This is a genomic window from Pseudoalteromonas sp. SG41-2, from assembly GCF_014164535.1.
Classification (GTDB): Bacteria; Pseudomonadota; Gammaproteobacteria; order Enterobacterales; family Alteromonadaceae; genus Pseudoalteromonas; species Pseudoalteromonas rhizosphaerae.
Window position 1 is genome coordinate 153907 of the sequence record NZ_JACJFK010000004.1, and the last position, 25226, is coordinate 179132.

Annotated in this window: 21 protein-coding genes; 8 read left to right on the forward strand and 13 right to left on the reverse strand. The window is 40.1% G+C overall.

Going from position 1 to position 25226, the window contains the following annotated elements; genetic code table 11:
• The first annotated feature begins 13 nt into the window (after nt 1-13).
• Entirely contained in the window at nt 14-6184 is a 6171-nt protein-coding gene (locus H5186_RS04640; protein WP_182794181.1) for a pectinesterase family protein, read from the forward strand.
• Nucleotides 6185-6824: 640 nt separating this feature from the next.
• Here the strand turns inward: H5186_RS04640 and H5186_RS04645 are convergent.
• The 6 genes from H5186_RS04645 to H5186_RS04670 form a co-directional block, all read right to left on the reverse strand.
• Nucleotides 6825-7844 (reverse strand): LacI family DNA-binding transcriptional regulator, encoded by a 1020-nt coding sequence (locus H5186_RS04645; RefSeq protein ID WP_145239108.1) that lies wholly within the window; start codon nt 7842-7844, stop codon nt 6825-6827.
• A gap of 190 nt (nt 7845-8034) precedes the next feature.
• On the reverse strand, nt 8035-9336 hold the full coding sequence (locus tag H5186_RS04650; RefSeq protein ID WP_145239111.1) for a TRAP transporter large permease: 1302 nt from the start codon (nt 9334-9336) through the stop codon (nt 8035-8037).
• Nucleotides 9336-9824: a TRAP transporter small permease gene (locus H5186_RS04655; protein WP_145239113.1), complete on the reverse strand. Its 489-nt coding sequence runs from the start codon at nt 9822-9824 to the stop codon at nt 9336-9338. Before H5186_RS04655 ends, H5186_RS04650 begins: the two co-directional genes overlap by 1 nt.
• Nucleotides 9825-9833: 9 nt before the next feature.
• On the reverse strand, nt 9834-10811 hold the full coding sequence (locus tag H5186_RS04660; protein WP_259397119.1) for a TRAP transporter substrate-binding protein: 978 nt from the start codon (nt 10809-10811) through the stop codon (nt 9834-9836).
• Nucleotides 10812-10852: 41 nt separating this feature from the next.
• Nucleotides 10853-11695: a 5-dehydro-4-deoxy-D-glucuronate isomerase gene (gene kduI, locus H5186_RS04665; protein WP_182794182.1), complete on the reverse strand. Its 843-nt coding sequence runs from the start codon at nt 11693-11695 to the stop codon at nt 10853-10855.
• Between the two features lie 23 nt (nt 11696-11718).
• Nucleotides 11719-12483, reverse strand: coding sequence for an SDR family oxidoreductase (locus tag H5186_RS04670; RefSeq protein WP_145239119.1), 765 nt, complete (start codon nt 12481-12483; stop codon nt 11719-11721).
• 185 nt (nt 12484-12668) lie between these two features.
• Here H5186_RS04670 and H5186_RS04675 point away from each other — a divergent pair, with 185 nt between their 5' ends.
• Genes H5186_RS04675 through H5186_RS04685 form a run of 3 tightly spaced genes read left to right on the forward strand, consistent with a single transcriptional unit; the run spans nt 12669 to nt 16572 of the window.
• Complete coding sequence (locus H5186_RS04675) at nt 12669-14126, forward strand: tagaturonate reductase (protein WP_149980267.1); 1458 nt, start codon at nt 12669-12671, stop codon at nt 14124-14126.
• 1 nt (nt 14127) lies between these two features.
• Complete coding sequence (locus H5186_RS04680; RefSeq protein WP_182717259.1) at nt 14128-15615, forward strand: UxaA family hydrolase; 1488 nt, start codon at nt 14128-14130, stop codon at nt 15613-15615.
• Nucleotides 15616-16572: a sugar kinase gene (locus tag H5186_RS04685; protein WP_182757742.1), complete on the forward strand. Its 957-nt coding sequence runs from the start codon at nt 15616-15618 to the stop codon at nt 16570-16572. It abuts the gene before it with no gap.
• A gap of 240 nt (nt 16573-16812) precedes the next feature.
• On the opposite strand, the gene H5186_RS04690 is transcribed toward H5186_RS04685, so the two are convergent.
• Nucleotides 16813-17565 carry a siderophore-interacting protein gene (locus H5186_RS04690; protein ID WP_182739295.1) on the reverse strand — a complete coding sequence of 251 codons (753 nt, stop codon included), beginning with the start codon at nt 17563-17565 and terminating at the stop codon, nt 16813-16815.
• A gap of 110 nt (nt 17566-17675) precedes the next feature.
• Here H5186_RS04690 and H5186_RS04695 point away from each other — a divergent pair, with 110 nt between their 5' ends.
• The 3 genes from H5186_RS04695 to H5186_RS04705 all read left to right on the forward strand — a co-directional run bounded on the left by H5186_RS04695 (nt 17676) and on the right by H5186_RS04705 (nt 19841).
• Nucleotides 17676-18095: a MarR family winged helix-turn-helix transcriptional regulator gene (locus H5186_RS04695; protein WP_145239134.1), complete on the forward strand. Its 420-nt coding sequence runs from the start codon at nt 17676-17678 to the stop codon at nt 18093-18095.
• A gap of 82 nt (nt 18096-18177) precedes the next feature.
• Nucleotides 18178-18591: a LexA family transcriptional regulator gene (locus H5186_RS04700; RefSeq protein ID WP_145239137.1), complete on the forward strand. Its 414-nt coding sequence runs from the start codon at nt 18178-18180 to the stop codon at nt 18589-18591.
• A complete protein-coding gene (locus H5186_RS04705) occupies nt 18579-19841 on the forward strand; it encodes a Y-family DNA polymerase (RefSeq protein WP_182717255.1) in 1263 nt (420 codons plus the stop codon). Before H5186_RS04700 ends, H5186_RS04705 begins: the two co-directional genes overlap by 13 nt.
• 22 nt (nt 19842-19863) lie before the next feature.
• Here the strand turns inward: H5186_RS04705 and H5186_RS04710 are convergent, their stop codons facing one another.
• The 6 genes from H5186_RS04710 to H5186_RS04735 all read right to left on the reverse strand — a co-directional run bounded on the left by H5186_RS04710 (nt 19864) and on the right by H5186_RS04735 (nt 23992).
• Nucleotides 19864-20328 carry a hypothetical protein gene (locus H5186_RS04710; RefSeq protein WP_145239144.1) on the reverse strand — a complete coding sequence of 155 codons (465 nt, stop codon included), beginning with the start codon at nt 20326-20328 and terminating at the stop codon, nt 19864-19866.
• 106 nt (nt 20329-20434) lie between these two features.
• Entirely contained in the window at nt 20435-20953 is a 519-nt protein-coding gene (locus tag H5186_RS04715; RefSeq protein ID WP_182717254.1) for a DUF4240 domain-containing protein, read from the reverse strand.
• Entirely contained in the window at nt 20950-21144 is a 195-nt protein-coding gene (locus H5186_RS04720; protein ID WP_145239148.1) for a YwbE family protein, read from the reverse strand. Before H5186_RS04720 ends, H5186_RS04715 begins: the two co-directional genes overlap by 4 nt.
• Before the next feature lie 154 nt (nt 21145-21298).
• Nucleotides 21299-23188: a bifunctional diguanylate cyclase/phosphodiesterase gene (locus H5186_RS04725; protein WP_182784276.1), complete on the reverse strand. Its 1890-nt coding sequence runs from the start codon at nt 23186-23188 to the stop codon at nt 21299-21301.
• A gap of 287 nt (nt 23189-23475) precedes the next feature.
• The gene (locus tag H5186_RS04730) at nt 23476-23754 is read right to left on the reverse strand and encodes a hypothetical protein (protein ID WP_182794183.1); all 279 of its coding nucleotides are present in this window, start codon (nt 23752-23754) and stop codon (nt 23476-23478) included.
• Nucleotides 23747-23992, reverse strand: coding sequence for a hypothetical protein (locus H5186_RS04735; RefSeq protein WP_182717251.1), 246 nt, complete (start codon nt 23990-23992; stop codon nt 23747-23749). Before H5186_RS04735 ends, H5186_RS04730 begins: the two co-directional genes overlap by 8 nt.
• 102 nt (nt 23993-24094) lie before the next feature.
• On the opposite strand from H5186_RS04735, the gene H5186_RS04740 reads away from it, so the two are divergent.
• Nucleotides 24095-24901 carry an ion transporter gene (locus H5186_RS04740; RefSeq protein WP_182717347.1) on the forward strand — a complete coding sequence of 269 codons (807 nt, stop codon included), beginning with the start codon at nt 24095-24097 and terminating at the stop codon, nt 24899-24901.
• Nucleotides 24902-25226: the final 325 nt, after the last annotated feature.

Here is a 25226-nt window from a genome sequence, read left to right on the forward strand (position 1 = left end):
CTTGGAGGGATGCATGAATAATACAATAAAAATACCATCGTGTTTGCTGATCACCGCGATCTTAGCAGGCTGCGGTGAAGATAGTTCTATCAATGTCAAAGAAGCCCCGTTACCACCAATGCAAGGGGTATTTGTTGACAGCCCTGTTGCTGGTTTAACCTACAACAGCCCATCAATAAGCAATGGTGTAACAAACGCAAATGGACAATTCGATTACTTTAGAGGTGAAGCTATCGATTTCTCAATTGGTGCACTTACCTTCCCTACGGTCTCTGCCGCCAATGTATTAACTCCACTTGCTTTATTTTCGACAGATACCGTGTTTCATCCTGCTGTTATTAATAGTTTGCGTTTATTACAGTCACTAGATGTTGATGGTGATCCTAGCAATGGCATCACCATCAGCGAGCAAGCAGCACAAGCAGCCGTTATGACTTTAGCCGAAGGACAAACGATTACGGACTATTTTAGTAGCGATGAGTTTGAGGCAAACGTTAATGCGTGGCTCGCTGATGCAGGCTCAGCTAATAATACCTTAATTCCAGCTGATCAAGCGATTGTGCACTTTGTTGATTTTATTTTTAAGCAATACAACAGCACCCAACCTTTAGCATTTAATACTGCCGATTTTAGCGGAACATTGTATAACCCATTAGTACAAGGCAGTGAGGCAAGTATTGCACAGTTGATATTAACACCCGTTGATGAAGCAAACCTTAGTGGCACATTCAGCCAAGTAGTGGATGGTAGCGAAACAGTAACAGGAAATTATTCGTTTTTATTTGGTAATCGCGTACTTGCACTGACCTCAGGTGAAGGCGAATCAGCTACCACAGAGTATATAATTTCTCGTTCCCATAATACGGTTAATAATACCTATAGTGTTTGTGCCACCAGCGATCCAAGTGCATTGGCAACACTGGTGCTTACTTGTGATAGTAATGATGATGCTAAAAACAATATTTTAGTGTTCTCCGAACAACAAGCTCAAGAAGAGTTAATCAAACTCAACGATTTAGCTCAGCAAGCTGGTTTAGCCTTAATTGAAGAGTTTGATACTGACACTGAAACATTTTTCTCATCGAGCTATAAAAGCTTATCGGATGAGCAAGGCAGCGGCCCGTTATATTTTAAAAGTGGCGGTAGTGCAAAAATTGACGATGTAGCAGGCCAACTAATTCTTGAAGGCGACCGTATTACCATCGGTAATACCCTGCCCGGCAAAGAGTCAACAGCGACTGATAGCTCAGGTGTGGGGATTTATAATTTAAGCGAAGGGTTTACCATTAGCTTTGATGTTGTTTCTCATAATAGTGCTGGTGGATTATCGCTTTATGTTGATAATAATACTGCCAGTCAAAGTAATTCAGTGCATGGTGGTGCTTCAAAGTTTTATGGTAAAGACATAAACGAAACCAACACCCCTGCAGGTCAACGGTTTTCATATACCTACATTCCAGGCGAAGATGTAAATACTGGCCCTGATCTGACTCATGTCGATGCCCGCGGTATTTTAAATCCTGAGATTAAAAATTCATATTTCCAAATACGCACTGATTCAGCGGCAATGATTGTCATTGATAACTTAACCATTGAAACAGTGGCAACCGACGTACCAGATGTTGAACCACCGGTTGAACCACCGATTGATCCTCCTGTGGAAGGTGAGATCCCAACAGTAGAATTACCAATTACCACTGACTTTACCGCACTTACTGCGGATATTTTCTCTGTTGATCATCAAAAAATTATTGATGCAAACGGCGATGAAATCCCCATGTTTAGCAAAACAGGCGGCTCAGTCACTGTGATTGATACTGGATTAGAACTCAATGGAGGTCGTTTCACATTAGGTAACACCACCCCAGGTATTGAAACAGCAGCAACGGATACCACCACCAGTGGAGCGCTGGATTTGTCTCGTCCTTATCAAGTGGTGATGGATATTGTCAGTATAAGTGACCCTGAAGGTGATAATAAATTCCAAATTTATGTGGATAACAACTCATCAAGCAGTTCTAAATCAATCCATGGTAATGACTCACGTTTTTATAATGAATTGATCAACTCGCTTACTGCTGGTCAAACTTTAACAGTACCCGGAAAGCTTGCGACTAAAAACTCATTTTTACAGTTACGTACCGAAACAGGCGGCACTGTGGTTATCAATAACCTCAGAGTTGAGTATGTTAAAGATCCATCTGTATTTAGCTGCACGGATGCACCTGAACTGTATTTTTGTGATGACTTTGCCAATGGTGATTTAAATAATTGGCAAATTTTAGCCAAGCCAGATAACACTGAAGCCCCAATGGGTGAGTTTGATGTACTTGATATCATGGGTAATAACATGATGCGATACACCGCAGGCGGTGCTGGGGGCGAGCTAATTTTAGCCACTGAAGAAGCTATGGCAAACGTGCCTTCGACAGGTAACTACTTTGTTGAAGCGAAAATTCGCCCGCGCCAGAACTCTACCACGGCCAATAAGCAGATCTTTTTGATGGCACGCTATTTAAATTCCGGTAATTGGTACGCCGGTGGCTTAAATGTGCAAAACTCATCAAGCAGTACGCAAGTGGAGGTTGCCGTTAGTAGCGAAGGGTCGATTGCGCGTCCAGTGCAAACAAAATCACCAATCTTACTCGGTGAAAAAGGCGCTACAGAAGACGGCGTTTGGTACACCACTCGATTTGAGATGATTGATGATCAACTTACCGTATACTTAGATGGTGAGAAAATGGGCTCTGCGACTGATACCAGCTATACAGCGCGTGGCTTAATTGGTGTGTTTACGAATAATCGTTCGTTTGAAATTGATGATGTAAAAGTGGGCGACCCTAGTATCAAGCCAATTCAGTTAACCCTTGATTACAAAGAGCCTAATTGGGACACAAGTACCAGTATGGATCCATTGTTGATCAACGTTACAGCGATTAAAAACGACGGTATCACAGCCGACACCTACACGGTCACTTCAAGCAATGAAGCAGTGGTGAGCGTTACAATCGATGCAAATACGATCACCCTTACACCGATTGCTGCAGGCGATGCAACGATCACATTTGTATCGGATTCAGACCCAAGTATTACCCGTACTATTAAAGTCTCTGTTGCAGAAGGCTTTGTTATGCCAACTGCTGACTATGGTGATTTAACAGCTAAAGTAATGCCAGCGATTGCTAGCGATAACCAATTTGTTGATACCCAATTATCGCTTACTTTTGATAACGCCCCTACCTTTGGTAGTTTAGGTGAAGTTCGTATTTATAAGCAAAACGACAACACCCTAGTTGATACCCTCAAAGTGGGTAAAAATGTCGATGTGATAGGCTACACCGGCCAGGATAAAGTCCGCTCTGTGTACTACTACCCGCTCACAATTGAAGGCAATACCTTAACCATTAAACCGCATAATAATGTGCTTGAATATGGCCATACTTATCGTGTTGTCATTGGTGATGATGTGGTATTAGGCGCACAACTCAACGGTACTGATTTTATTGGCCTCGGTGATAATAGCCAATGGACGTTCACCACTAAAGTGACAACGCCGGCAAGCAATCAACTATTGGTTGATGATGACGGTGTAGCTGACTTTAGAACCGTGCAAGGTGCACTTAACTTTGCAATGGCAAATCTTGCTAAAGATGAGCAAACCACCATTTCAGTCAAAGATGGTGTATATAATGAACTGCTATTCTTACGTAATAAAAATAACGTAACTATACAAGGGCAAAGCCAAGACAATACTATTATTCAGTACGAAAACTTCGAAACACTCAATGGTGGCTCAGGTGGCAGTGCGCCTGTAGGTTCTGGCACACCGGGTGGCGGTCGTGGTGTATTCTTAGTTGAAGGTGCGGATATGTTAGTGATCAACAACCTAACATTGAAAAACACGCATTTGCGTAACAAGGTTGATTCAAACCAAGCTGAAACAATTTACTTTAATAGTAATGGTCGTTTAGTGGCTAATAATGCCAGCTTTATTAGCGAACAAGATACCCTATTACTGAAAGGTTATAGCTGGTTCTACAACAGCTTAGTTGCTGGTAATGTTGACTTTATTTGGGGCTACCCAGTTACCGCATTATTTGAAAGCAGTGAAATACGCACTATAGGTGACTCTAAAGACAATGACCCAACGAAAGACACCTCTGGAGGCTATGTATTACAAGCACGCGTACCTGTGCAAACAGATCCTGGCTTTATCTTTTTAAACAGTAGTTTTACTCATGGCCCAGGACCAATTGGCAATGATGTGTTAGATAATTCAACCTATATTGCACGCAGTGGTGGCAGTGACACATATTTCGATAACATAACGCTTATCAATAATAAGTTTGATACCCACATTGCAACCTCAGGTTGGGCTGTGCAAGGTGTTAACAGTCAACCTGCACCAAATCCAGAAATTGCAACGGCTACCAGTGGCTGGCGCGAGTATGGCAGCATGGATTTAGCAGGTAATGCCCTTGATTTAAGTGCCCGTGTTGGCGGTTACATTATGCAAGACAGCGACGTGGTTAACTTACTTGAGCGTAATGCTATTTTTGCAAGCTTTAATGATGGCCAAGGTTGGACACCAGAACCACTAGCAATCCCAATCTTGCCAGATGAGCCAATTGCAATAACACCGGTGAATAATAGTCTGGGTTTTGCTGGTTATAATTTTAACCTAACCGGTGGCGAAGGTGGAACAGTCGTGACCGTAGATAATGGCACAGCGCTTAAATCGGCTTTAGCACAAGCAAAATCATCAGGTGTTCCAGTGACTATTTATGTCGACGGTGTCATTACTGATGCAAACAGTGGCGGCGATAATTCTTCTATCGAAATTAAAGATATGGATAATATCTCAATCATTGGTGTGGCAGATCGTGGTGAGCTAAGTGGTATCGGCATTGCTATTCGTCGTGCTAATAACATCATTATCCAAAACTTAAAAATCCATGAAGTACTTACCGGCGGTAAAGATGGTATTTCGATTGAAGGTGATGAAAATAAACCTACCGCGAATATCTGGATTGATCATAACGAACTCTATTCATCGTTAAATGTTGATCAAGATTATTATGATGGTTTAATCGATTCTAAATCGGGTGCTGAAAACATTACCATTTCATATAACTATATTCACGATAGCTGGAAAACGTCACTCCATGGTCACAGTGATGATGACTCGAGCAGCAACAAGAATCGTCATATTACCTTTCACCATAACCGCTTTGAAAACATCATATCGCGTGTTCCGTTGTTTAGATTTGGTCTAGGCCATATATTCAACAACTATTATAACAATATCACCTCTAGCGCGATTAACTCACGAATGGGCGCAGAGCTACATATTGAGAATAACTACTTTGAGCATACTAAAAATCCTGTGGTCTCTTTTTACTCAAAAGTAATTGGTTATTGGAATACCTCTGGTAACTACCTAGGTGAAGGCGTTACTTGGGGTGATGTGGCTGACGGCGATGTGGCAGCAGAGGTTACTGCTACAGGTATGACACCCACCAGCTCATACCAAGCACCTTACGAGTATAAGTTAACTCCAGTAATGGACGTTAAAGCGCATGTTATTGGCCATGCCGGTATTGGTAAAATAGATCAAAGCGATTTAGACATCCCAGACATTGCAGCGCCAAGTGAGCCACCTGTGCAACAGCCGCTTGGTTTACCATTTACTGAAAATTTTGCCGCAGCAAATGCTGACGAATTTTTTAGTAATAGCTACCGCGACCTATCAGGTTTAGCGGGTACGGGGACCCCGCTGTTTCATCGTGTCACTGGCACAATCGATGTATCCGCTGGGCAACTAACCATGACAGGTGCACGTATTAGCATTGCCAATACCACCCCTGCGGTGAATACCACCTCAGCGGATGCAAGCACAACGGGTCTACTTGATTTAAGTAACAACTATCAAGTGAGCTTTAAAGTCGCGGCTGTAGCAGGTAACACCGCAAAAATCTTCCAAATATATGTAGATAACAATACCTCAGGTAGCGCTAATTCGATCCATGGCGGCTCTTCAAAGTTTTATTCAGTAAAACTTGAAGAGCTCGTCCCTGGTCAAACGTACACCGTCGATGGGTTGGTAGCCACAGCAACCTCATTCATCACTCTCAGAACGGAAAGTGAAGCAACTATCACATTGGATGAGATAACCATTCAGTAGTTGTAATGAGAGCAGCCAAGCGCTGCTTTAAGACAATTTGATAGTTACCAATACCCTTGCCCCGCACAGCAAGGGTATTTTTTTATCCATATCATTCCTTTCTCTTTGCGCAATAAAATCTTCAAGTTAATAATTCACAAAGAGATTAACAGGCGCTGCGGTTAAAGAGCTAGCCTCCATTAAAAATGGGGGGATTACCCTAGGGCATGAAGTTAACGTTATTAAATTGAGTTAGTAATTTTTCAAGTACGACTGCATAGATGCAGGAGGTAGAGCAATGCAGGAGTAATTGCCAAGAACACCCTATCAAAATTTCTGCCTTGGTATCACTGTATTTATCTGTCGCTATAAATGGTCAGTAACTTAATACAATTGATATCAGCCGGGGCTTACAGCGCACAAAATGTTCCAGATATTAAAAACGAGCGCTATGCATTTTATCCTTTAGGCAGCATATCGGCCGTTTCGTTTAACAGCGATATTTCATGCTATTTTATCAAAGGTGCTCCTCAAATTTAATTAACTCATTAATTAAATCAAAAAAGTATATTGGATTACGGATAGAAGTAAGCGCCCTACTGTCAGTTAGGCGCTTTATATGTCTGTAACAAAAAGGTTATTATGGGGGGGGTAATCGGTACTATTTAGCGCATCTGTTAGTAGATTCACGCTTCACTAAATAAGGAGTGACTACGTCATCTAATTTAATTTTTTCACTTTGTGTCGATTGGCTTTTATTAATGAGTTTTTGCACCGCTAAACATGCCATATTTTGTACCGGTCTTCGAATAGTCGTTAGCGATGGAATGATCCGTGAAGCCAAAATATTATCATCAAAACCTGCTACTGATAGCTGTTCTGGTACTTTGATATTTAAATTACTGGCAACCCGTAATACCCCAGCCGCCATTTCGTCGTTGTTAGCAACAATGGCCGTTGGTCTTGGTTCAGTGCTTAACAATGTCATAGCGCACTCAATACCACTTTCGTAACTATTTTTGCCTTCAATAATACGATTTCCTGGCAGTTGCACATTACATTGTTGCAGTTCAGCTAAAAATCCAGCTAAGCGTTCGATTGAAGAACGATAAACTTGCGGTCCAGAAATAAAACCAATGTCTTTATGACCAAGTTCAACCAAGTAGCTGGCCATTTCTTTCATTGCTGCGCGTTCGTCTGAGACCACAATATTATCAGCATCATCTAAATCTACCGATGCTAAGCGCACATAAGGACAACCTGCTTCACGAATTGCTGCAGCCAACTCTTTGTTTTCAGATACTGGCGGTAAAATAATCACGCCATCAAGCTTAGAGCGAGAGATAAATGACAGGCAATCGTCAATAAATTCAGCACTTTTAGAGTAACTAGGATGAACAACCAATTCATAGCCAAGTTCAGAGCAGACGCTTAATGCACCTCGTTGCACCTGATCAATATACAATGCATCGGGGTTATCATAAATTAAACCTAATAAGTAAGAACGACTTGATGCCAGCCCCCGAGCTTGTTTGTCAGGAGAAAAACCAACTTCGCTGATAATTTTAAGCACTCGCTCTCGCGTCGCTTCACCCACAGCGGGAGAGCGGTTGATCACACGTGAAACTGTGCGCTTTGAAACACCACACAGCTTAGCTACATCATTAATCGTTACTGACATAAAAGTTCCTATTTAGGATGATTGCAAAGTTTAACACTAACCGTAGATCCATAGAAGTAGTTAGTCAGCTCTTGTTATACATTGACTACTTTGATTTAAAAGAAAAATGGAGCTGTTGAGCTCCATCACAGATTTGTTTGATTAAGTTGGCCTAAACGCTGGCAAATAAATTATCCCAAGTTCAGGTTAGTTACTCGATTAAACCAAATAAACGCGGTAACGTTTCACTGATCGCCGGTACATATGTAACCAACATCAATACCAGAAACATCACAGCATACAGCGGCATCATTGGCTTAATTATTTTATGTAACGATGTTTTCGCCACCGCACAACTGACAAACAGTACACTCCCAACTGGCGGAGACACCAAGCCAATTGATAAGTTTAATACAATCATAATCCCAAATTGAATCGGCGACATACCAAATTGCTCAGCTACCGGTAAAAAGATCGGTGTAAAAATCAATACCGCAGGCGTCATATCAATAAACGCGCCAACCAAAATTAAAATCAGATTGATTAACAACAAGATTAAAATCGGATTATCACTGAGTGTTAAAAAGAACTCACTGACCAGCTGTGGAATATGTGTGTATGACAATAACCACGACATGCCCGAAGACGCGGCAATGATCAGCATTACAATAGCCGTTGTTTCACAAGCTTTTAGTAATATAGCAGGCATTTCAGCTATATTGATTTCTTTGTAGATAAATACCGACAGTATTAAAGCATAAATAACGGCAATAGCGCCGGCTTCAGTTGCGGTAAATACACCGCCAATAATGCCGCCAATAACAATAAAAATAAGCAACAAGCTTGGCAAAGCTGCGAGTATTTTTTTCATCACAATGTTAAATGGCAGTCTTGCTGTTACTGGGTAGTTGTTTTTAATCGAGTAAATAGCGCAAACAATCATCAATGCCAGCCCTACTAAAATACCCGGTAAGTAGCCGGCAATAAATAATGCCGCAATCGACACCCCACCACTGGCGATGGCATAGATAATTAAAATATTACTCGGTGGTATTAACATGCCCGTAGTGGCTGCACTTGCGGTAACCGCCGCAGCAAAACTGGCACTGTAACCATGTTTTTTCATTTCTGGCACCATAAAACTACCAATCGCCGATGTGGCTGCAACGGCAGAGCCTGATATTGCACCAAATAACATGCACGACATTACATTTACGAGTGCCAGGCCGCCGGGTAAAAAGCCTATCATCGCCATAGCACATTCAATCAGCCGTTTAGCAATGCCGCCTTGACCCATTATCAATCCAGACAAGATAAAAAATGGGATTGCCAATAATGCGAAACTATCAATGCCACCGGCCATTTGTTGGGCTATGGTCGTGGTGGCAGGCGTAAAATCAATGTGCATTAATAGCGCTGCTAATGTTGATAGCGCAATACACAAAGAAATAGGTACATTAATAAATAACAATACAAAAAAACAAACGATTAAAACAATTGCTGTTAAGTCCATTACGCTTCCTCCGTGAATTTTTGCTGTGCATAATTGATCAGGTTTTCAATGCAATTAATCACAATCAACACCCCGCTCAGCGGTAAAACGATATACACATAACCCATGTTGATCTCAAGCGCCGCTGACGTTTGCTTTAATTCAAAGCTCAGCATCATCAATTGGCTGCCGCCATACACTAAAATACTTAATGCTGTGATCAGCACGCAGATTTCGATTACAAATGAACACTTATACCTAAGTGACGGGATCATTTTTTGATAAAACAGATCAAGTCCTAAATGTGCTTTAGTACGATACGCATACGAAGCGCCCAAGACACCAATCCAAATCAGGATAAAACGCGCTAACTCTTCGGTGTATGAGCTCGGTGCACGTAAAATAAATCGTGAAAATACTTGCCAACAAACAACGGTTACAATTGCTATCATGGCCAAAATCAGTAATCGCTCGATGATGCGATTTAAGTGTGTGTTGAGTTGTCGCATTGTTTGCTCCTACATGCTTTTTATTTTTTTAATGTGAGCTGCAACCGCTGTATCAGCGAACGAAGCATGAAAATCAGCCACTTTATCTTGAAACGCTTGTTTGTCAGGGTAGGTCACTTGTACGCCTTCTGCGATAACTGCTTTAAGCGCCTCATCAGATGCGTTTTGCCACAATGAACGTTGGTACTCAACAGAGTCGGCCATCGCTTGGGTTAACCACTGTTGTTGTTCGTTGTTAAGTGAGTTCCAAACTTCTAAGCTTGCTAAAATTACATCTGGAACAAAGGTATGTTCATCCAGCGAATAATATTTAGCGATTTCGTAATGACGAGATAAGTAATAGCTTGGCGGATTGTTCTCTGCGCCATCAACTACACCTTGTTGCAGTGCGGCATATAATTCGCCCCATGCAATCGGTGCTGCAGCGCCGCCTAAAGCCTGCACTGTTGCTACTGCTGTAGGGCTATTTAACACGCGAATTTTTTTACCTATTAAATCATCTGGGGTATTAATCGCGCCATTGGTGGTGTAAAAGCTGCGGCTGCCTGCATCGTAATAGCCCAAACCTTTAAGCCTTGCAGTGCTCACTTTATTAAGTAGATCGGTGCCTAAGTCACTTTTAAGTACACGCCAAAAATGTTCACTATCGCGAAACAAATACGGAATGCCAAACACTTTCATCTCAGGTACAAAGCCTTCCAGCGGGCTTGCCGATACTTTAGTGATTGATAAACTTCCAATTTGTAACAACTCAATGAGTTCACGTTCAGACCCCAACTGACCACCTGGATAGATAACAATTTCCATTGTGCCATTTGAATAAAATGCCAAACGTTCAGCCATATATTCCATTGCTTGATGCACCACATGGCGGGTGTCTAATGTATGTGCCAAAGTTAATCGCACTGTTTTTTTGTCATCTGTGCAACTAGTTAGCAAAAATAACGACAAAACTAGCATTATCTTTATGAGAAGATTTCTATTCATTATTATTTCTTCTTATCGCTATATGATCATAAAAGAGCTGATTATCTCAGCTCGCTCGGTTGATATTTATCCATATCATCATAATCGAGGTTTTCACCAGCCATGCCCCAAATAAAACTGTAGTTTTGTGTGCCAGCACCTGAGTGAATTGACCACGGTGGAGATACCACTGCTTGCTCGTTATGTACCCAAATATGGCGTGTTTCAGTCGGCTCGCCCATAAAGTGACACACAGCTTGCTGCTCTGGCACTTCAAAATAAAAATACACTTCGTTGCGACGATCATGCTGATGAGCTGGCATGGTATTCCAGACGCTGCCTGGTTTTAATTCCGTTAGCCCCATTTGTAGTTGGCATGTTTGTACTAGGGTATTGATCAGCATCTGATTAATATTGCGCTCATTGGAGGTTTCAAGCGCACCTAAATGCAATACATTGGCATCATTACGTGTCACTAACTTATTTGGATATTTGTGGTGAGCTGGTGCAGAATTAAGATAAAATTTTGCCGGATTGCCACTGTCATGACTAGTAAACAGCACCTCATTGGTATCTTTACCTAAATACAAGGCATCTTTATAGCCAAGCTGAAAATCTTCTCCATCAGCAGTCACCGTGCCGCTGCCGCCAACATTGATCACACCAAGCTCTCTACCCGTTAAAAAGTTTGCTGCTTTTAAGTTGTCTACCGTTTCTAACCTAAGCGGTGCGCTGGTTGGCACCGCACTGCCCACCATAAAACGCTCGTAGTGAGTGTATAACCAATAAATGGTGTTCTCTTGCATGAGTTTGTCGACCAAAAACTCATCTCTTAACTGTTGGGTGTCATAGCCTTTAACTTCATTTGGACCAACGGCATAACGTGACTCTATTTGTGTGCTCATAACATGCTACCTAAAATTAAAAATTATCGTGCTAACCAGCCACCATCAACCGCGAGAATATGGCCATTGACATAGTCACTGGCTGTTGATGATAAAAATATGGCTGAACCAATTAAGTCTTCTGCTTCACCCCAACGCCCCGCAGGGATACGCTTTTCAATTTCACTATTACGAGCGGCATCATCTTGTAATGCTTGGGTGTTATCGGTTCTAAAATAACCTGGCGCAATAGCATTAACCTGAATATTGTGTTGCGCCCATTCGTTTGCCAGCGCTTTAGTAAGACCCGCTACCGCATGTTTGCTCGCGGTATATGCTGGGACTGTCATACCGCCGCTGTATGACAGCATTGAGGCAATATTAATTATTTTGCCAAACCCTTGTTTGATCATGTTTGGCGCAACCGCTTGGGCCAATAAAAAACTGGCATCAAGGTTTACTTTCATCACGTTCTGCCATTGCTCATACGGGTAATCCACCGCAGGGCTGCGAAATATTGTGCCGCCAACATTAACCAAAATATCAATACCGCCATGATTAGCTAAGGCTGTAGCTGCTAAGGCATTCACTGAATCCGTATTACTCAAATCAGCTGCATAATCATACGCCTCACCACCGCGCTCTTTGATCATCTGACACGTTGCTTGGCAGCCGTGCTCTTTACTACTACTGCAAATAACCTTGGCGCCAGCAGCTGCTAAACCCAGTGCAATTTGTTGACCCAGTCCGCGGCTTGCACCGGTGACGAGTGCCGTTTTTGAAGTTAGATCAAACAAAGTGGCTGTCATTTTAAATTCCTGTATAAAGTGTTTATTACGTAATTACTAATTCAATGTAAATTGAATTGACTAAACTTGTTAATACCCATTCTTCGCTACCGGTGGCAATTTGTCAAATATTATTTGCCACCGGTGGCAAATATAGCTAAGATGTAAATATCAATCAGCCCATATAACGTTTATAGGTTCATATTATGCAAGCACTGAATAGAAAAAACTTTAATAAAAACAAATACCCAACAAAAATAATGCAATACGGTGAGGGGAATTTCTTGCGTGCATTTATCGATTGGCAAATTGATAAACTCAATGAAACAAGTGATCTAAACGCCGGCGTTGCGGTGATCCGCCCTATTGATTATGACGCAATTCCTTTACTTAATGTTCAAGATGGTTTGTATACCACTATTATTCGTGGCTTAAACGAGCAAGGTGAAACCGTCGCCGATCACCGTATTATTAGTTCAATCAATGAAGAAATTCCTGTCTATAAAGATTTTCCGCGTTATATGGCATTAGCTGAGAATCCGGATCTGAAAATTATTTTTTCAAATACCACTGAAGCTGGTATTGAATATATTGATACTGATAGACTCGATGACGCTCCCGCTAAAGCATTCCCAGCTAAATTAACGCAGTGGTTGTTCCATCGCTTTAATCACTTTAACGGCTCAGCTGACAGCGGTATGGTGATCATCCCTTGTGAGTTAATTGACTACAACGGCGAGAAACTCAAAGAAATCGTGTTTCAATACTGCCAACTTTGGCAACTACCTGAGGCGTTTTCAAGCTGGTTGAATGAAGCTAACCACTTTTGCTCAAGCTTAGTTGACCGTATTGTCACTGGCTTCCCCCGTGATGAGCATCAACAACTACAAGAATCGTTAGGTTATTTAGATAACTTTATGGTGACCGCTGAGTACTTTCACTTGTTTGTTATTCAAGGACCGCAGCATCTAGCTGAATTATTATGCTTGCAAGACAGTGATCTAAATATAAAAATTGTTGATGATATTTCACCTTACAAACAACAAAAAGTCGGTATTTTAAATGGTGCTCATACGGCTTTAGTGCCACTAGCTTACATGGCGAACATTGATTCTGTGGGCGATGCGCTGGCCGACCCTCTGTTTGAAAAATACTTAACCCAGTTAATCTTTGCTGAAATTATTCCCACTCTTGATTTACCTGAAGATGAATTAAAGCGCTTTGCCAATGATGTACTGAACCGCTTCAGAAATCCGTATATTTGCCATTTATTACTGGCTATTTCACTCAACAGTATGACTAAATTTAAGACCCGTATTTTGCCGCAGTTGCACACCTATGTGAAAACAAATAACGCCGTACCGAATATGATGGCATTGGCTATTGCAGGGCAAATTTTGATGTATAAAGGCCTACGTAATGAGCAGCAAATTGAATTGAGCGATGCCCCACAATGGTTAGAACTATTTAATACCCTGTGGCATGACTTTGATAACAACACCCTATCCTTAAACACGCTTGTTGAACAAGTACTAGGGGCACAATGGCATTGGGAAAGTGATTTAAATGAACTTCCTGAATTAACTGCCACCGTTACAGCTCACCTACGTAATATGCTCACTGAAGGTGTAGCAACTACGCTTACTAACCAGTTAGGCCAATAATATGAAACCATTAATTAAACTACACCCAACTGATGATGTTGCCATTGCAATGCGTAATATCACCGCTGGTGAAATATTGCCCGTTGATGGCGAAGAGATCTTAGTCAATGAGAACATTGATAAAGGCCATAAAGTGGCGCTGCGCGATATTAATAAACAAGAGAATGTTATTAAATACGGTGCCCCCATTGGCTTTGCCCTAGAGAATATTCAAAAAGGCGGTTGGGTGCATACCCATTGCGTTAAAACCACCCTCAATGATGAACTGGATTATCAGTATGTTCCAGAGTTTATTGAACAAAGTGAAGCGACCCCTTCGCCTGAAGTAAATATTTATCGTAGACAAAACGGTGAAATTGGCATTCGTAATGAAATCTGGCTGATCCCTACGGTAGGCTGTGTTAATGGCATGATCAACCAAATGATCAAAGAGTTTAAACTGCGTCATCCACAATTAGAAATTGATGGCATTTATGCGTTTCCTCACCAGTTTGGCTGCTCTCAGCTCGGTGATGATTTAGATACAACACGGATACTGCTACAAAACATGGCACTGCATCCAAATGCGGGTGGCGCTTTAGTCGTTGGCTTAGGCTGTGAAAATAATCAATTACCGGCATTTCGTGATGGCTTAGGGGATTACGATGAAGGCCGCATTAAGTTTTTAATCACCCAACAAGCCGATGACGAAATTGAAGAAGGCGTTGCGCTACTTGAACAAATTTATGCCCAAGTAAAACAAGATAAACGTCAACCAGGTACTTTATCTGAAGTAAAGTTTGGCCTTGAATGTGGTGGCAGCGATGGTTTGTCTGGTATCACGGCGAATCCGATGCTGGGTTATTTTTCAGATTATTTAATTGCTCAAGGTGGCACAACGGTATTAACCGAAGTACCTGAAATGTTTGGCGCTGAAACTTTATTAATGTCGCGCTGTAAAGACGAGGAAACCTTTAACAAGCTCGTTAACATGGTTAATAACTTTAAAGGTTATTACAAAGCTCATAATCAACCGATTTATGAAAATCCGTCGCCAGGTAATAAAAAAGGCGGGATCACTACCTTAGAAGATAAATCGTTAGGGTGTACGCAAAAAGCCGGCACCAGCAAAGTACAAGCGGTTTTGCATTATGGTGAGCGCCTGCAAATACCTGGATTAAATCTATTGGATGCACCAGGTAACGACCCTATTGCCACCAGCGCACTTGGTGCTGCAGGTTGTCATATGGTGTTATTTACCACTGGTCGCGGTACGCCTTATGGTGGATTTGTGCCAACGTTAAAAATTGCTACTAATTCAGAACTTGCCAATAAGAAAAAACGCTGGATAGATTTTGACGCTGGCGTTTTAATTAACGATGTCTCAATGGAGCAAGTCCACGGGGAGTTTGTTGAACTGCTAGTCAACATCGTAAACGGCCAGCCAACTTGCAATGAAATAAACGACATTCGTGAAGTCGCTATTTGGAAAAAAGGAGTGACGTTATAAATGACAGCTAAGTCCATCGCAATTATTGGCGAATGTATGGTTGAGCTTAGCGGCCAACCATTTACTGCCATGCAACAAAATTATGGCGGCGATAGCATGAATACCGCCATTTACTTAAAAAAACTCGCAGGCAATGAAGTAAACGTCAATTACGTCAGTGCCATGGGCACTGATCCACTAAGTCGTGCACTGATTGAAAAATGGCAAGCTCACCATATTAATACTGACAATGTGCTGCTCAGTCATAACAAACAACCGGGTTTGTATATGATTCAAAACGATGTGTCAGGGGAGCGTACTTTTCAGTATTGGCGTAGCGACTCAGCCGCTAAATATTTATTGCAACATGCTGATTTTAAAAAAGTACTAACCAGTCTTGCCGAAGTTGATGCTATTTATTTATCGGGGATCTCCCTGGCAATTTTAGCAGAGCAAGATTGCCATACTTTACTCAGCCATTTAGCGTTACTAAAACAGCAAGGGATAAAAATTATTTATGATAGCAACTATCGCCCTGCATTATGGTCAAGCAAGATGCACTGCCACCTTGCCAATAATAAAGCATACGCACTAGCCGATTTAGCATTAGTGACTTTTGACGATGAAGCACAATTATGGGGAGATAGTAATGTTGCGCAATGTACCGAGCGTTTGCACCAACAAGGCGCTCACGAGGTCGTTGTAAAACTCGGCGCAGATGGCTGCCAATACAGTAAAAAACACCTTGACAATTCAATTTCAGTCGAGCTGTTTAATACTGTCGCTGTAGAAAAAGTGATCGACACTACCGCCGCAGGTGACTCATTTAACGCCGGCTTTTTAGCCCAGTGGTTAACAGAGCAACCTATAAAACAATGTGCACAAGCGGGTAATTTACTGGCCGCCCAAGTGATCCAAAAGCGTGGAGCAATTGTCGAGATAGACATTGCGACAATCAAACACACAATAAAGGCTTAGCTATTTTTTCTTGCTCTACATCAAAAACTACTAATACAGTGAGCGCTTTATTTAGCCCGCTAGAATGGTTAAATATTTAAATCGATTGGCTAACACTCTTTAACGTCTCGACACCGAACCTGAGTGCATACCTAAGTTTACTTATTCTAAAGTAAGTGCTGTGAGACGCTTATTTTGTTTAAGTAAACTTCCTCTCATGGGTATGCACTCTAATTCCCTTACTTGCTGCTAATAATGTGATTAAACCGTTAGCTTGCCATCTGCATCAACACCTTGCTTCCAATACGCTGAGCAGACAATCTTCTCACGCGGTATTGCATATTTATCAATCGCTAAATCTTTAATGGTGCGCACAATAGCAGCTTCTAGCGCCATGAAAATCAATGGTTTTTGCGTATATTGAGTCAATAGCACTGAAGCCTGATCAACCACATCTATTTGCGGCTGCATTGTAATTAACCAATTTATAGTGTGCTTGCTGTGTGCTTTGATTGTATCGAGCTCGATAACATCCTGCGAGTCAGTAACATGAATGATCACATCAACATCAGCTGTTGCAGGTAGTTGCTGTAAATACCCGTTAATAGCATTAACTGAGGTTAAATCAGCAATCATCAAATACTGCGACTGACTAAAATCATCAAGCTTTTTAGGGCCAGGGCCTGCAATTGCGAGTTTATCACCAGGCTTTGCTTGTTTAGCCCAATCAGTTGCGATACCACGATGCTGATTGACGACAAAATCAAGCGTAATTGTATGGTTAATAGTATCTATAGCTCTGATTGTATATGAGCGCTTAGGTGCAGGGTTAGCTGCTTTGAGGTCAGTTTCAACCTCATCTTGTCCAGCATGTGGTAATAGTACTTTTACGTACGCACCTTGTTGATCCGCAGGAAAATCATGAAACTCATCTGAGCCAACAACCAGACGCTTTAAATGCGGAGCTATCGCTGTTGTACTTATTACGGTTGCACGACGTACTTTTCTACTCATTTTGATCTCCTCAGAAGATTTATTTACGTGTTTAATTGCACAACGCCCCATTGGTTGATAAAATCAACTATAGCAATTTAATTGACTTTGTCAACCATTATGGATTTATTATGAACTCTTCATTGGCCAATACATTATTTGCTTTAATGCAAAATTATCGCGTTACCATACGAGAAGCTATTAATGCAGGTGAGCTTGGGTTAAACGCAATGCATGTGCGTTGCCTACATATTATTGCAGCGACAACTCACTGCACTGCTAACGATATTGTGAATCAAACCCAGCGCGATAAAGCGCAAATTGCACGCTTAGTTAAAGAACTAATTACATTAAAGCTGATTGACAAAGATGCCAGTGAGCACGATAAGCGTTGCTTTATCTTATCGTTTACCTCTGAAGGTCATGCTCTTTATGACAAACTATTAAACGCCGAACAGCATGTTAATGAGCAAATGTGCAAAAACTTAAACTCTCAACAAATCAATGACTTTTTAGATACTGCTCAAAAAATGATTAAAAATATGCAGTGATCGCAACTTCATTACTTGGCATAAGTTAACTAAAACACATATACTGTACACTTATACAGTGTATGTGCTTGGTTAATTATTTATGTTTGTTATTCCTATTTATATCGAAGCGGGCGTATGCGGGTTTGAATCACCTGCCGCTCAGTATAAAGAACTTGGTTTATCACTGGATCAGCTATTGATCAAACACCCCGATGCGACGTTTATTGGTGTGGCATCCGGCTGCTCAATGCAAGAGGTCGGTATTTTTGACGGCGATTTATTATTGGTTGATCGCGCCGAAGAAGCTAAAAATGGTGATGTCATTGTAGCTAACTTAAATGGTTTATTTGTTTGTAAATTATTAGATAAAACTAATGCACGGCTACTCTCTGCATCGGACTTATATCCCCCAGTGCAACTGACTGATAGTGATGAATTTCAATTAGAAGGTGTGGTTACTCGTTCGATTCGATTACATCGCTCTAGTGCTGAGCTGCGCCAATGTATTGCTTAGTGGATGCAGTGGCGTTTTACGCCAGCGCTGAAAAAGTATTTGATCCAGCGATCCGATCAAAACCTGTTGTGGTATTAACCAATAACGATGGCTGCATTTGTGCGATATGTCCTATCGCACGGCGCTTAAATATCCCTAAGTTTCAGCCCTACTTTAAAGTTAAACATTTACTGGCCAAACATAAGGTGGTTATTCGCTCATCTAATTATGAGTTGTACGCGGATCTAAGCGATAAAATGATGAATGTGATCAGCCGTTTTTGCGACACCCAACACGTATATTCGATTGATGAAGCATTTTTGCAGTTTAACGGCTTTACCCCACTCATTAATGACTGGCATCAGTATGGCCAGTTAATTCGTCGCACAGTTTGGCGCGAAACAAAACTCCCTGTTGGAGTTGGCTTTGGCCCTACACCAACATTGGCAAAAGCCGCAAATCATGCTGCTAAAAAGCTCAACGGTTTTAATGGAATTGCAGTGATTGATAGCGAACAAGCACGACAACATATTTTAGCCGCGATGGATGTAGCTGATGTATGGGGCGTTGGCAGACGTTTAGCTAAAAAACTCAAACTACTTAACATTAACAGCGCGCTTGATTTAGCCAAACAAACACCACAACGTATGAAACGTTTATTTAGCGTCGTGCTTGAGCGTACAGTTAATGAGCTAAATGGCATTGTGTGTTTAAATTGGGATGATGTACGCCAAGATAAGCGTGAAATTTTTTCGACCCGTAGTTTTGGTGAACGTTTAACTGATCCGGTTGCATTAAAAACAGCGTTGATCAATCACAGTATTATTGTCGCTCGCAAACTACGTCAGCAACGCTCCTTAACTAAACGCCTGTTACTATTTGTGGCAAGCTCGCCCCATGAGTCACATTACTATAAAAAATCATTAGTGTATGAGTTACCCGTATCTAGCGCAGATAGCCGTGTATTTGCTAAAGCAATTAGCGAAATATTTACGCAGCTATATCAACACAACGTCCGTTTTTATAAATGTGGTGTGGGTGCACTCGAGCTTAGTTCACAACAGTTTCAACAACCCGACCTATTTGCTCCTAGCCAAGACAACATAAAACTAATGGAGTGTTTAGATTCAATTAATAAGCGATACGGCTGCGATACGCTAACTCTGGCAAGTCAACAACAAAGCCAAGCATGGCATATGAAGCGTGCATTTTTATCGCCTCAGTACACAACGCGTTGGCAGCATTTACCGAAAATAAGTTGTGATTTATAAAAAACTCACATTATCGTTAAATTTAAAGTTGTAGTTCAAACTGACAACGAACATTACTGCTCTCTACACTGTACGCAAGCGTTGTAGGCGAAATAAAACGCAGCGTTTGGCTCGTGTCTAAATTATCTGTCTCGTTTTCACAGCGAGTATGGCGTAGTGACATGGTAATGCTTTGCGTGGTGTATTTATACTTAGTAGTGACCAAACAAAAGTTAGCGACTTTATTCGTTTGTGTGCCATGGTGTAAGTTATTAAAAATAATTTCATCACCGAGCTTAAAGCCAAGATCAGGCTCATTTGCATCAAGCCATGCTAACTGTCCACCAGCACACATTTTAGCCTCACCTGATACCAATTGATAACTACCAACCTTAGTATTGAATAAATTAATAAACTGACTTTTATTACTTGGCAGCTCAGTTTTAGCACTGACAACTGTAGTTAAACAAACCGACACTAAACACAGTAATACTTTACGATAGCGCATTAAATACCTGACATTTATTGATTTATATACTCAGCATAGCATAGCTACGGTGATTAAAATAAAAACCAGCCAGTATACTGAGTCATGGTTGGTTTTTAATATTATGTTACTGCCAATATTTAGCAAATAGTTGCGGATATGCCAACTTTAAAAATTTAGGCTTATCTTTAAAGCGCTTACCTTTGGGTTGATCAAGGCCTGAAGGAGCAAAGGGTAATTCGTCTTCATTACGCTGTTCATATAATAAACCAGCGATCAAGTCATACTCATCTAAGTAAGGATAAGGCTGCTCGTTTAAATGATAAACAGGTGTGCAATCAGCCAAAGAATCAGCATTTTCAAGCGCAGTATTAAAAGCTGCTTCACCACGAGAAATTAACCAACAACGAAATTCTGAGAAACCGTATTCATCATTGCAACCGGCCATTACAAACGCAGCACCGAATAGCTCCCAAGTATAACTTTGGCGCATACAAATGCTAAATTGCTTATCAAATTCAATGAGCTGTGCATCGCTTAAATCTGTAAGTAAACCTTTTAAACGTTCACTGACTGATTCTGGCTCTGCGGTTCTATCTGCAACGGTAACTAATTGCCAGAATTCGCTTAAAGTAAGTGCACTCATGACAAAATCTCTTTCACTCGCCCTACTTGACCATCCTCTAAGCGCACTTTAATACCATGCGGATGATTGGGTGATTTAGTCAAAAGGCGCTCAACAACACCTTGCGTTAATGTGCCGCTACGCTGATCTTGTTTTAAAACGATATTAACTTCGGTGCCAGGGGTGATTTGTGAACGAGTAGGAACTGCCATAATGGATCTCTTTTACTATTTTGTTGGATTATAGCTGTATGTCATCTTGATACCAAACTAAAGCACCGTAATCATCATTTTTTCAGGTTTAGTTGCACTGATAATAACCGCAAAATCATGCTGGTAAATTTATAGGTATCACTTAAGCCTAAGTTCATCTAAGCAGTTCAAGCACCTGTTCAAATTTAACTGGTTTACTAAATAAATAACCTTGATAGCTATCAACTTCTAAACCTTTTAATAAAGCTAACTGATCGTTACGCTCCACACCTTCCGCTATCACTTTACAACCAATCATATGCGACATTTTAGTCACTGCTGAAACAATACTTTTATCTTTTGAGTGCTCACAAATATTATCAACATAAGATTTATCTATCTTTATATAATCAACAGAAAGTTCTTTTAAAACAGAAATCGAGGAAAACCCAGTGCCAAAGTCATCAATAGAAATACGTACGCCAATGCTTTTTAATTGTGTGATAACTTTAGATAAATAGACTAAATTTTTAATCATTATAGTTTCTGTAATTTCTAAATGTATGTTATTTGTGTTAACACAATACCGATTTAATAAATTCTTTAAAAATATAATAAAATCATGACTTTCAAGTTGCAGTACAGATACGTTGATTGATAGTGCAGTCGTATTGTCGAGTTTGTTTAACTTACTCAAACTTGCAATCGCTTGCTCTAAAACAAACTCCCCTAAAAAGTTAATTTGGCCATAGCGTTCTGCTATGTCGATAAATTCTGAAGGGGGAATAAATTCATCATTTAAATGCCAACGTAACAGCACTTCGAAAGTAATTATTTTATTATCGATTATATCAACAATAGGCTGATAACAAAGATGAAAGCCTCCTTGTTCAACACTCTCTTTAATTGATCTACGTAACATCTCTTCTCTATTAAGAGCTTGCATCATACGTTCATCAAATATTGAAATTTCATTGCGATTTTTTTTACCTTCGTACATTGCAACATCAGCATATTTGATAGCTTGAGTAAGGTCAAAGTTTGTGCGAGTGTAAAACAAGCCCACTTTAAAGGAGGGTCTAATATTCAGGTTATCTTTAACGACAGGCTGGGTTAAATTATCAACAAGCTTTGTCGTGTTACTTATCAGCTCAGCTTTACTCGCGTGACACGAATAAAGAATAAATTCGTCCCCTCCCCACCTACAAGCAATCATTTCCCGTTTTTTTTCTATCGATAATAAACGTTTTCCAGTTTCAGCAAGAACAAAATCTCCAAACTCATGACCATATTTATCATTAAGTATTTTAAAGTCATCCATATCTAAAAATAGAACAGCTTTAATGTTATTGATATTTTGAGCTAAATCGAGATCGACATTAGAGAAAAAGCTCCCCCGGTTAAATAATTGAGTTAAATTATCACGTTGCTCTAAATTAATTATTTTCTCAGTACGAACTTGCACTTCTTTTTCTAGATTATGGATAAATAAATCGAGCTTAATTTCATTATTAATTGAGGTTTTTACATCTTTAGCTGCGCGTATTGCACTGACAAAACACAAAATAAACCACAATACAATTCCCAATATGCCTAAAACATTTTCATTATCGTCTGGTTGAAATAAAAGCAATATACTAAATGGGATAAGCAAAAAAGTAATATAGCTGAAGGCTGAGCGAATATCGGAGGACAGAACATTGACAGCTCCCCCTGCTAATGAGCTAAAAACAACCAGCGTGACAAATTTCTCTGACATCTGCATATCTTCAAAAAATAATATTGGGAACACAGCCCAAGTCAAACCAGTTAAAAATACACCAATAAAGTAACAATGGTACTTTATATTATTGTCATTACTTAAAAAAACATGATTTAAAATGCGCAGTGAAAATACGAAAATAAGAATACAAAACCAATACAACTTTCCTACAGAGTCACTTTGATTAATGCCACTAAAAATAACAAAAACAGCAACTATAAGATTTATAATAATAGCTGAATTGAAATAGGAACTAACGAAACTAAGTCGTTTAGCTATAAAATTTTTTGAATAAGTAGCCATTACACTAAATCACATACCCTGTCTAAACTGAGCATTCTACTTAAAATAACCAATCAATACAGTATTAATAAATCAATCGAGAGCGAAAAATACGCGCTGAGTTATTGTCTTTTTTGCAACTATTGACATGTCATTTCACATCATCGCTTAGCTCTTAAGTGAACTCTGTTAATGATCAAATAGTTACACAAATGAAAAGCCTGAATTTCAAGTGCGTCATCGCTACTATCGGTTATTTCTTAACGCAAAGCAGTGTTTAAAAAACTTATTTTACCTTAAAAACGAAACTATGATGAAAAATTAATTGCTTGTGGCTTGATGTTTATAAGCGCAAGCGGCTGCTTAATTTGCGCTTCAATTAAAGGCAATTGTTGCTCATTGTTTGCCTCTAATAGTGCTAATTCATCAATAAAAAAACAACTTATATGCAAGCTATTACTTGGTTTTTTTAAATTGACTGTATGCGTTAAGTAACTAAAACCAGCGTGCTTGTCTTTTATATTTTCACAAGCGATGGTTAGAGTATTACGAAGTGCTTTATCTAACAATTTTTCTGTTTTAGTCATTTTTACTGGTGTGCTCTTGGCTTGAGTCGTTTTCTGGAACTATGTCTTGCTGCTTTTTAAATTTTTTGTAACCGTCTTCTTGGCGCTTTATACATTCATGATATTCTTTATCTGCCATGTAGCTGCATTCACCTAAACGGGCAGCTTGAATTTCGTGATAGCGTGCATCTGAACTACAGCCGGTTAAAAACAGTACCGCTGAGGCACTTACAACCCATTTTAGCCTATTGAAAAGCATTAAAAATTCCTTACATTTTAAGCTGGAAAAGTAATTCATCCATGACGATTTTGCTGTATATTGCAAACGTTTTATATCTATAACCGTTAAGGGCTAATTATGATGTTGTCGCAGTTACAAAAGCTGTTCCAGCGTATCGATAAAAGTAAAATATTTCAATCATTTGTTATCGCCGTTATTGTTGTATCAGCGCTCACCGTTGGTGCACACACCTATTCGTTACACCCCACTGTTGAATTTGCTTTACATTGGATGGACGTGGGCATCACGGTGTTTTTCTTAATAGAACTAATTATCCGCTATGTTGCAAGTAAAGGCTTAAAAGACTTTTTTAGCAAAGGCTGGAATATCTTTGACTTTATAATCGTCATTGGCAGTTTATATCCTGCTGCAGGTTCGACCATTTTTATAGCCCGTTTACTACGAATATTCCGCGTACTACGTTTAGTCTCTATGGTGCCAGAACTACGTTTGTTGGTTAATTCACTATTAAAAGCCATACCGCAAATGGGCTATATTGCGCTGTTAATGTTTGTTATTTTCTATATTTATGCCGCAACTGGCAGCATGTTATTTTCTGAGATAAATCCATTTCTGTGGGGAGATGTATCAATCTCAATGTTGACTCTGTTCAGAATAGCAACCTTTGAAGATTGGACCGACGTCATGTACGAAACTATGGCTGTCTATAAACTAAGTTGGATTTACTACCTTACTTTTATATTCTTAACTGCTTTCGTATTTTTAAACATGATGGTAGGCGCTATTCTAGAAGTTATGTCACAGGAGCATCGCAATGCCCGTGAAGAGCAAGCCGATGTAGATTCCTTGCCGGCAACCCAAGGACAAATCAATGAGCTGAAGGCACAAATAGCAGAACTAAAAACACTATTAAAGCCCAAAAACTAAGTATTGATAAACTAGCACCTAAGAATATAAAAGCTTAGGTGCTAGTGCAATTATAACTAAGTTCATCTGTAGTCAGCCGATAAACCAAGTATTTATTCCTAGTGTAAAATCTAAAACTAATAAATTATTGCTTTTAGCTATTTATCAATGGTCTAATAAAAATATGATAAATTTACACCAATTATAATGCATTACTTCAGAAGATACTTTTTATTATCAGATCACGTTAATTCAAATGTTAGAATACCTAACTGGCGTATCAGTGCATTACGCATTATTTTAGCAGCTGGTGTTATTCTATGTTTTGCAGTGCTTTGCGATACTT

What these genes read in the sequence shown, in the direction of transcription:
- H5186_RS04735 (WP_182717251.1), bottom strand. Translation starts at nt 23,992, where the DNA reads ATGCTTTTCAATAGGCTAAAATGGGTTGTAAGTGCCTCAGCGGTACTG.
- H5186_RS04645 (WP_145239108.1), bottom strand. Translation starts at nt 7,844, where the DNA reads ATGTCAGTAACGATTAATGATGTAGCTAAGCTGTGTGGTGTTTCAAAG.
- H5186_RS04700 (WP_145239137.1), top strand. Translation starts at nt 18,178, where the DNA reads ATGTTTGTTATTCCTATTTATATCGAAGCGGGCGTATGCGGGTTTGAA.
- H5186_RS04710 (WP_145239144.1), bottom strand. Translation starts at nt 20,328, where the DNA reads ATGCGCTATCGTAAAGTATTACTGTGTTTAGTGTCGGTTTGTTTAACT.
- H5186_RS04740 (WP_182717347.1), top strand. Translation starts at nt 24,095, where the DNA reads ATGTTGTCGCAGTTACAAAAGCTGTTCCAGCGTATCGATAAAAGTAAA.
- H5186_RS04675 (WP_149980267.1), top strand. Translation starts at nt 12,669, where the DNA reads ATGCAAGCACTGAATAGAAAAAACTTTAATAAAAACAAATACCCAACA.
- H5186_RS04705 (WP_182717255.1), top strand. Translation starts at nt 18,579, where the DNA reads ATGTATTGCTTAGTGGATGCAGTGGCGTTTTACGCCAGCGCTGAAAAA.
- H5186_RS04670 (WP_145239119.1), bottom strand. Translation starts at nt 12,483, where the DNA reads ATGACAGCCACTTTGTTTGATCTAACTTCAAAAACGGCACTCGTCACC.
- H5186_RS04640 (WP_182794181.1), top strand. Translation starts at nt 14, where the DNA reads ATGAATAATACAATAAAAATACCATCGTGTTTGCTGATCACCGCGATC.
- H5186_RS04720 (WP_145239148.1), bottom strand. Translation starts at nt 21,144, where the DNA reads ATGGCAGTTCCTACTCGTTCACAAATCACCCCTGGCACCGAAGTTAAT.
- H5186_RS04655 (WP_145239113.1), bottom strand. Translation starts at nt 9,824, where the DNA reads ATGCGACAACTCAACACACACTTAAATCGCATCATCGAGCGATTACTG.
- H5186_RS04695 (WP_145239134.1), top strand. Translation starts at nt 17,676, where the DNA reads ATGAACTCTTCATTGGCCAATACATTATTTGCTTTAATGCAAAATTAT.
- kduI (WP_182794182.1), bottom strand. Translation starts at nt 11,695, where the DNA reads ATGAGCACACAAATAGAGTCACGTTATGCCGTTGGTCCAAATGAAGTT.
- H5186_RS04730 (WP_182794183.1), bottom strand. Translation starts at nt 23,754, where the DNA reads ATGACTAAAACAGAAAAATTGTTAGATAAAGCACTTCGTAATACTCTA.
- H5186_RS04680 (WP_182717259.1), top strand. Translation starts at nt 14,128, where the DNA reads ATGAAACCATTAATTAAACTACACCCAACTGATGATGTTGCCATTGCA.
- H5186_RS04715 (WP_182717254.1), bottom strand. Translation starts at nt 20,953, where the DNA reads ATGAGTGCACTTACTTTAAGCGAATTCTGGCAATTAGTTACCGTTGCA.
- H5186_RS04650 (WP_145239111.1), bottom strand. Translation starts at nt 9,336, where the DNA reads ATGGACTTAACAGCAATTGTTTTAATCGTTTGTTTTTTTGTATTGTTA.
- H5186_RS04690 (WP_182739295.1), bottom strand. Translation starts at nt 17,565, where the DNA reads ATGAGTAGAAAAGTACGTCGTGCAACCGTAATAAGTACAACAGCGATA.
- H5186_RS04685 (WP_182757742.1), top strand. Translation starts at nt 15,616, where the DNA reads ATGACAGCTAAGTCCATCGCAATTATTGGCGAATGTATGGTTGAGCTT.
- H5186_RS04725 (WP_182784276.1), bottom strand. Translation starts at nt 23,188, where the DNA reads ATGGCTACTTATTCAAAAAATTTTATAGCTAAACGACTTAGTTTCGTT.
- H5186_RS04660 (WP_259397119.1), bottom strand. Translation starts at nt 10,811, where the DNA reads ATGAATAGAAATCTTCTCATAAAGATAATGCTAGTTTTGTCGTTATTT.